Source organism: Zarconia navalis LEGE 11467 (genome assembly GCF_015207075.1).
In the GTDB taxonomy this organism is placed as follows: Bacteria; Cyanobacteriota; Cyanobacteriia; order Cyanobacteriales; family Geitlerinemataceae; genus Zarconia; species Zarconia navalis.
Genome location: NZ_JADEXN010000290.1, coordinates 1 through 6,796, shown reverse-complemented (window position 1 = coordinate 6,796; position 6,796 = coordinate 1). Strand labels below are relative to the sequence as shown.

Here is a 6,796-nt window from a genome sequence, read left to right as displayed (position 1 = left end):
ACTTCGACCCCTGCCAACTGGTGAACGCACCTCCGACTTTCCCCAGCCTCAACCCGGATACCGACCTGCGGACAGGGAGCTTCATCCTCGGCGACGAAAATCCCAACACCCTCAACGGCAGTGGGGAAGCGACCGCAAAGATGGTGGCTTTCGCGGGAAATGACAACCTCCTCGGCAGTCCCGGAGATGATGTGATGTTCGCCAACCGAGGCACGGATGTGGTCGAGGCCGGAGGTGGAAACGATATCGTCTTCGCTGGAAAAGACAGCGATGGGGTTGGCGGCGGCGCGGGTAACGACAGCCTGGCCGGAGATTTGGGGAACGACCTGATTTTCGGCGACGATGGGGAAGATATCTTGTTCGGCAACAGGGGAATCGACTACCTCGATGGCGGTCTGGGCAATGATACCGTTTATAGCGGCAAGGATAACGATGCCGCAGTTGGCGGCGAGGGCGAGGACGTAATCTTAGGCGAGTTAGGGAATGACTGCTTGCACGGACAAGTGGGAGACGACCTGTTGTTTGGCAATATAGGAACTGATTTTCTCTTGGGAGGTGACGGATTCGATCGCTTATTTGGCGGAAAGGATAACGACAGTTTGCAGGGCGAAGCGGGAACCGATATCCTCAGCGGCGATTTGGGCGATGATACGCTCACTGGTGGGGCTGATGGCGATCGATTCGATTTCCGTACTGGCGATGGTATTGATGTGGTAACCGACTTCACCGATGGGGTGGATATTATCGGCTTGAAAGAGGGATTGACCTTTGCGGATTTGACTCTAACTCAGGTGGGTGAAGATACTCAAATTACTGCGACTGGCTTAGTTGTGACGTTGCAAGCCGTGGATGTTGGGGCGATCGATTCTACGGATTTTGCCCTATTGTAAAATTGAGCTTGTCGAACAAGATGGGCAATTTATTTAGTGGGGATTTAACGCCTACAGTCGTTACCGAACTGCCCACCCTACAAAACTAAGCACTTACCATGAGATAGTTATTTTGTCAACCCCGACTCAAAGATTTGTGTTTCGGGGGCGATCGCCTTTTGCAGGGAAGGGCGATCGCTCGAACGTACAATTAGGATTTTTAGCTATATATAAGGGTGTTGTAGCTACAAAATTAAACCCAACCATGTTTTATTAATTGAAAAAATCTTACCACGGCGGTGTAACCCTTGCAAACTCGTGGGGAAATTGGCGAAAAATTGGGCAAAATTTTGAGGGAATTGGGGGCAATGATTTAAATGTCTTATCCGAGGCGATCGAGTCTTGGGGTTATTGGCGATCGGTAGGGGTAGTGCCCCCGTGCCTACCCCGGCGACAAGGGTGTAACCACGGGGGGATTACCCCTACTAGAGACAACTATAGATTTATCGCCGCCTCACACATCCTACGAGATTCTTCTAACGCGCCCGCCCCGATCGCCAATTTTCGACCTGAAAAATGTTAAAATTACAGAAGCAATACAAATATACTTCACAACGCCAGTTTTGATACAAGCGGAAACCCTCGAACTCCTAGAATGGCCGCGTTTGTGCCAGCATCTCTCGACCTTTGCCGCCACCAAGTTGGGTCGGGTTGCCGCGCAGAACCTGCAAGTTCCCACCACCCCCGCAGATAGCCTCGAACTGCTCGCCCAAACTCAAGAAACCTACGGCCTAGAAACCGATGCCAATAACAGCCTATCCTTCGAGGGCATTCACGATATCGGCGAATCCTTAGAACGGGCGGAGTTACAAGGCATTCTTTCTGGGGATGAGTTACTCAACGTCGCCACTACCCTGACCGGGGCGCGGCAGTTGCGCCGCACCATCGACGATCGCGACGAACTGCCGGTTCTGCAAACCTTAGTCGCTGCCCTACGCACCTATCCCGAACTCGATCGCGAAATCCACCGTTGCATCGACGAACGGGGCAAAGTCACCGGTCGCGCCCGTCCGGAGTTGGGAGAAATTCGCCAACAGCTCAAAAGCGTTCGCGATCGCATCTACCAAATCCTCCAACAGATGATGCAGCGTCAAGCCAACGCCCTGCAAGATCGAGTGATTACCAAACGGGGCGATCGCTTCGTCATCCCCGTGAAAGCCGATCGCCAGGATGCCATTCGCGGCATCGTTCACGACACCTCCACCACCGGAGCCACCTTATACGTCGAACCCCACGCGATCGTCGCCCAAAACAACAAACTGCGGCAACTCCAGCGCCGGGAAGAGGCGATCGAAGAGACGGTGCGTCGGGAACTTACCGAGCAAATTGCCGAAGTGCGCGAAGACTTAGAACGATTGCTGGCGATCGTCACCACCCTGGATTTAGCTACCGCCCGCGCCCGCTACAGCTTGTGGCTCGAAGCCAACCCCCCTCGCTTTCTCGATTTAACCCCAGATTCAACCCTGACTTCCCCCATCACCCTGCGGCAACTGCGCCATCCCCTCCTGGTGTGGCAGCACAAACACGAACAAGGTACCGAAGTCGTCCCCGTTAATCTCAACATCGCCCCCCACATCCGGGTGGTCACCATTACCGGCCCCAATACTGGAGGAAAAACAGTCACCCTAAAAACCCTTGGTTTAGCGGTGTTGATGGCGAAAGTGGGGCTGTTCGTTCCCGCCCGCGAACCGGTGGAATTGCCCTGGTTCTCCCAAGTCCTAGCGGATATCGGCGACGAGCAATCTCTAGAGCAAAGTCTCTCCACATTTTCCGGACATATCCGCCGCATCAGCCGGATTTTAGACGCTTTAGAAAGCGATCGCTCATCGATCGACCCACCCCTAACCCCTCCCGAGAGGGGAACTAGAATAGAACCTGAAGAAGCAGAAGAAGCAGAAGCCCAAGAGACGATCGAAACCACAGAACCCCTAACAGAGGAGAACGAAGCAGCAATCTCAACCATCCAACCCTTCCCCCCGTTGGTACTTTTCGATGAAGTGGGGGCGGGAACCGATCCGACTGAAGGTAGCGCCCTGGCGATCGCCCTGCTCAATTATCTGGCCGATCGCGCCGGACTGACGATCGCCACCACTCACTTCGGGGAACTCAAAGCCCTCAAATACGAAGACGATCGATTTGAAAATGCTTCGGTGGAATTCGACGATGTGAGTCTCTCGCCCACCTATCGCTTATTATGGGGGATTCCGGGGCGATCGAACGCCCTGACGATCGCCCGCCGGTTGGGGCTAACTTCAGAAGTGGTCGATCGTGCCGAAACCTACGTGGCACCGGGGGGCAACAGCGATGTCAACCAGGTAATTTCGGGATTGGAAGCCCAACGCCGCCAGCAGGAAACCAAAGCCCAAGAAGCCTCCCAACTTGTCGAACAAGCCGAACGCCTGAATCGGGAAATTGCCGAAAAAGCGGTGTGGCTGAAGGAACGAGAGCAGAAACTCAAGCAAGAACAAGAACACGCCGTCCAACAAGCCATTTCCCAAGCCAAAGGGGACATTGCCAAAGTCATCCGCGATTTGCAAAAAGGTTCGGCAACAGCGCAAGATGCCCAGAAAGCCACCGTCGCCGTCGATCGAATTGCCAACCGCAAACTGCCCTCGCGCAGTGCCCCTCCCAAACCCAAGCCGGGATTTCGCCCTCAAATTGGCGATCGCATCCGCATTCCCAGCCTCGGGCAAACCGCCGAAGTCCTCAGCGAACCGGATAAAGATGGGGAACTCGCAGTGCGGTTCGGCATCATGAAAATGACGGTGAAACTGGTTGATATCGAGTCTCTCGACGGCAAAAAACCCGAACTTCCTCCCAGCAGACCTCCCAAAGCGGCTGCCAAAGCTGCCAAATCGACCCCCGCACCGTCACCGGCGACTGCCCCACTGGTGCAGACCTCGCAAAATACCGTCGATTTGCGCGGCAGCCGGATTGCCGATGCCGAACTGCAACTCGAAAATGCGATCGGCAAAGCCGTTCCGGTAGGAGGGGCGCTGTGGATTATTCACGGCAAAGGAACGGGAAGATTGCGCCAGGGAGTGCAGGAGTTTTTGGATCGTTCTCCCCATATCGATCGCTACGAACTCGCTCAAGAGAAAAATGGTGGGGCTGGAGTGACAATCGCCTATCTTAAGTAAGACGGAATTCAAAGTGATGTTCGAGGAGTATCGTCATTACGATCGGTCATGGATATCGATTGCTACATCTTAAATTTTAAAATCCATAAAACTTGGAATCGGGGAGATCGAAGATGAGCGTCATTCGGGAATATGAAAAACGAGATTTAAACGCATTACTATCTATTTGGGTAGCGGCTTCTGAGGTGGCGCATCCTTTTCTAACCAGAGAGTTTCTGGTGCAAGAAAAAGACAATATTCCTAAGCTATATCTGCCCAATACTCAGACATGGGTTGCCGAAGAAGATGAGCGAGTGGTGGGCTTCATCTCACTGATGGGAAACGAAGTCGGCGCACTCTTCGTCCATCCAGACTACCACCGAAAAGCGATCGGAGGCAGACTGATGGATAAGGCAAGGGAATTGCGAGGTGAACTCGATGTCGAGGTATTTGCTGCCAACCCAATTGGGCGTGCGTTCTATGCAAAGTACGGCTTTGAACCCGTTGAGGAAAAGATTCACGAACAAACAGGCTTCGATTTGATACGCTTGCGATTGTCGTAGAACAAGTCGTGATGCATCTAAGAAGTAGCAGCGAATGAGTGCCAAAGTATCCATTTGCATTGCGATCGGAAACACCGTGCCGGTTGTACGATCGCCTCTCAGCCGAAGGAGAGAGAGGCTAATTGATGAACTTTTAGCAACCCCAGCGGTAATGAATATGCCGTTTTTCAGATATAGATATATACACTTGATTGCTAGCAATATACAGAAAAAGGGAGAAAAAAATGCATATTCGAAAAGCTTTAGACTCCGATTTGAATGATATTTTATCGATAGAGCGTGCGGCATTTGGTGAAGAGACAGAAGCCGAACTAGTCAAGAATCTTTTAAACGATCCCAGTGCCCAACCACTGCTCTCTCTACTGGCTTTTCAAGACGATCGTCCAGTCGGACATATTCTATTTAGCAAGGCACATCTCACCAACAGCCAAAGTCCAGTCTCGATCGCCCTTTTAGCCCCCCTCGCCGTCATCCCCGATGCTCAAAAACAAGGCATTGGAGGTAAGCTCGTCGAACGAGGATTAGAACTTTTATCGCAATCCGGCGTTGATTTAGTCTTCCTCGCTGGATATCCCGAATACTATACCCGTCAAGGCTTCCAATCCGCCAGTCCTTTGGGGTTCGAACCGACCTATCCGATGCCAGAGGAATATCCAGATGCTTGGATGGTTCGAGCGTTGCATCCAGATACGATCGGTTCTGTCTCGGGCAAAGTTGTTTGTGCGGATGCGTTAAATAAACCTGAATATTGGCGCGAATAATGATATCGATCGAGGCGAACGAGTTAGCATTTTGCGATCGCTATTTTAAATGAAGAACAATACTAATCTATTTAAAACTAGCCCTAAAAAACTAAACAGACTTTTTATTTATTCCAAAATACTTTTTTAAAATTACAAAAAAATTAACAGTTCAACGAAACTATCAAAATGATTTCAAAGTATTTCTTATTGTTAATAACAACTAAATATAGCAATTTTTGGATTTATGAGGTACACCCAAATTCTATTCCCCATTCCCCGTTCCCATTCCCTGAACCCAGAAACTTTGTACCTCATGAGTGTGAAAACCGCTATAAAATAAATTTTCTCAATCTTTAAGGCGTGAAATTCTTCTGTCGAGGTGTATTATGAAGCTTGAATTTGTCCCACTGCTACACATTCAGCGCAATCTCTACAACATTCCAAAGGGATCGGAGCGTTTTAGCCATTATCTCGAAACCATGCTAAATGCCGATGCGTCCGATATTGAGTTGCTCCCTTTAGCCATCATGAACCCCATGGGAAAAGAGCGCGTATCCGAAATACTCGATACCTTACTGGCGATGGATGCGGATACGATCGCGGCTCGTGCCATCTCTGAGGTGAGCGATCGATTCGATGACGTTCCAGGTACGTTTAAGGTGGGGTTAGTGCTGGCTGATGATTTCATGGGAGGATGGACTAATCGTTACACCACCGAATTTAGCGCTCGCTTTGAAATCCAGCCCAGTCTCAAATGGAGTTGGCTCAGTGGCGTGTTATGGACGAGCGAAGTTCCGTCAGTCCAAACTGTCCGCCAAGAGACATTAGCAGCAGTCTATCGCGCGGTCTACATTCAACGGCATGGGTTTGCGCGTACGTTGCAAGAAATGCTCGATCGAGAAGGATATACGATGGCAATGGCAGATTGTCGAGAGCCGTATCTGGACGCAGAGGATATTGCTTACACTCGCGAAATCATCTCCCCTCACCTTTTGAGTCGAGATTATCCCACGGCGATGGTGTGCCTATTTGGCGATGGAGCAGCTCGTTCTCTAGGATACAAGCCGATGGGTTTAAGCGATCGGGCAGGTTTGGCACTGGCATTACATGAAGCGCGGCAGAACCTGGCAAACTCAAAGTAACACCTTAGTTCGACACTTCGACACGGGCAATAACAGAATACGCTCAAGGGGTAAAAACCCCTGTGAACTCTGGCAGAGCAAGCTTTTCTGGTTTCTACCGTCCAAGACGAAGAGAATTTTGAATGCGGAAGTGCCCAAGCGCGGAAAAGGCGGAAAAGAGAGATGGGGAGATAGATGTTATTTATGACAGGTTGCAAAAACATAGACCCTACAAAGAGTCGATCGGAAAAAATATGACAAGCTGCAGGAGTAGCGCCCCCATGCCTACCCCGTTTATATCGGCTGGGGTCTACTTCATGA

5 protein-coding genes are annotated in these 6,796 nt (G+C 50.9%); all 5 read left to right on the top strand.

Annotated elements, in window-relative coordinates; all coding sequences use genetic code 11:
* Positions 1 to 890 (top strand): calcium-binding protein (locus IQ235_RS14940; protein WP_319592600.1); only part of this gene is annotated, 890 nt, incomplete at its 5' end.
* Positions 891 to 1,492: 602 nt separating this feature from the next.
* Complete coding sequence (locus tag IQ235_RS14935; RefSeq protein ID WP_264322241.1) at positions 1,493 to 4,069, top strand: endonuclease MutS2; 2,577 nt, start codon at positions 1,493 to 1,495, stop codon at positions 4,067 to 4,069.
* A 113-nt stretch (positions 4,070 to 4,182) separates the two neighbouring features.
* The gene (locus tag IQ235_RS14930; RefSeq protein ID WP_264322240.1) at positions 4,183 to 4,611 is read left to right on the top strand and encodes a GNAT family N-acetyltransferase; all 429 of its coding nucleotides are present in this window, start codon (positions 4,183 to 4,185) and stop codon (positions 4,609 to 4,611) included.
* A 224-nt stretch (positions 4,612 to 4,835) separates the two neighbouring features.
* Positions 4,836 to 5,372, top strand: coding sequence for a GNAT family N-acetyltransferase (locus tag IQ235_RS14925; protein ID WP_264322239.1), 537 nt, complete (start codon positions 4,836 to 4,838; stop codon positions 5,370 to 5,372).
* A 368-nt stretch (positions 5,373 to 5,740) separates the two neighbouring features.
* Positions 5,741 to 6,496: a hypothetical protein gene (locus IQ235_RS14920; protein ID WP_264322238.1), complete on the top strand. Its 756-nt coding sequence runs from the start codon at positions 5,741 to 5,743 to the stop codon at positions 6,494 to 6,496.
* Positions 6,497 to 6,796 lie beyond the last annotated feature (300 nt).

Excerpts from the sequence above, each read along its gene's own strand:
- IQ235_RS14920 (WP_264322238.1), top strand. The coding sequence starts at position 5,741 with ATGAAGCTTGAATTTGTCCCACTGCTACACATTCAGCGCAATCTCTAC.
- IQ235_RS14930 (WP_264322240.1), top strand. The coding sequence starts at position 4,183 with ATGAGCGTCATTCGGGAATATGAAAAACGAGATTTAAACGCATTACTA.
- IQ235_RS14925 (WP_264322239.1), top strand. The coding sequence starts at position 4,836 with ATGCATATTCGAAAAGCTTTAGACTCCGATTTGAATGATATTTTATCG.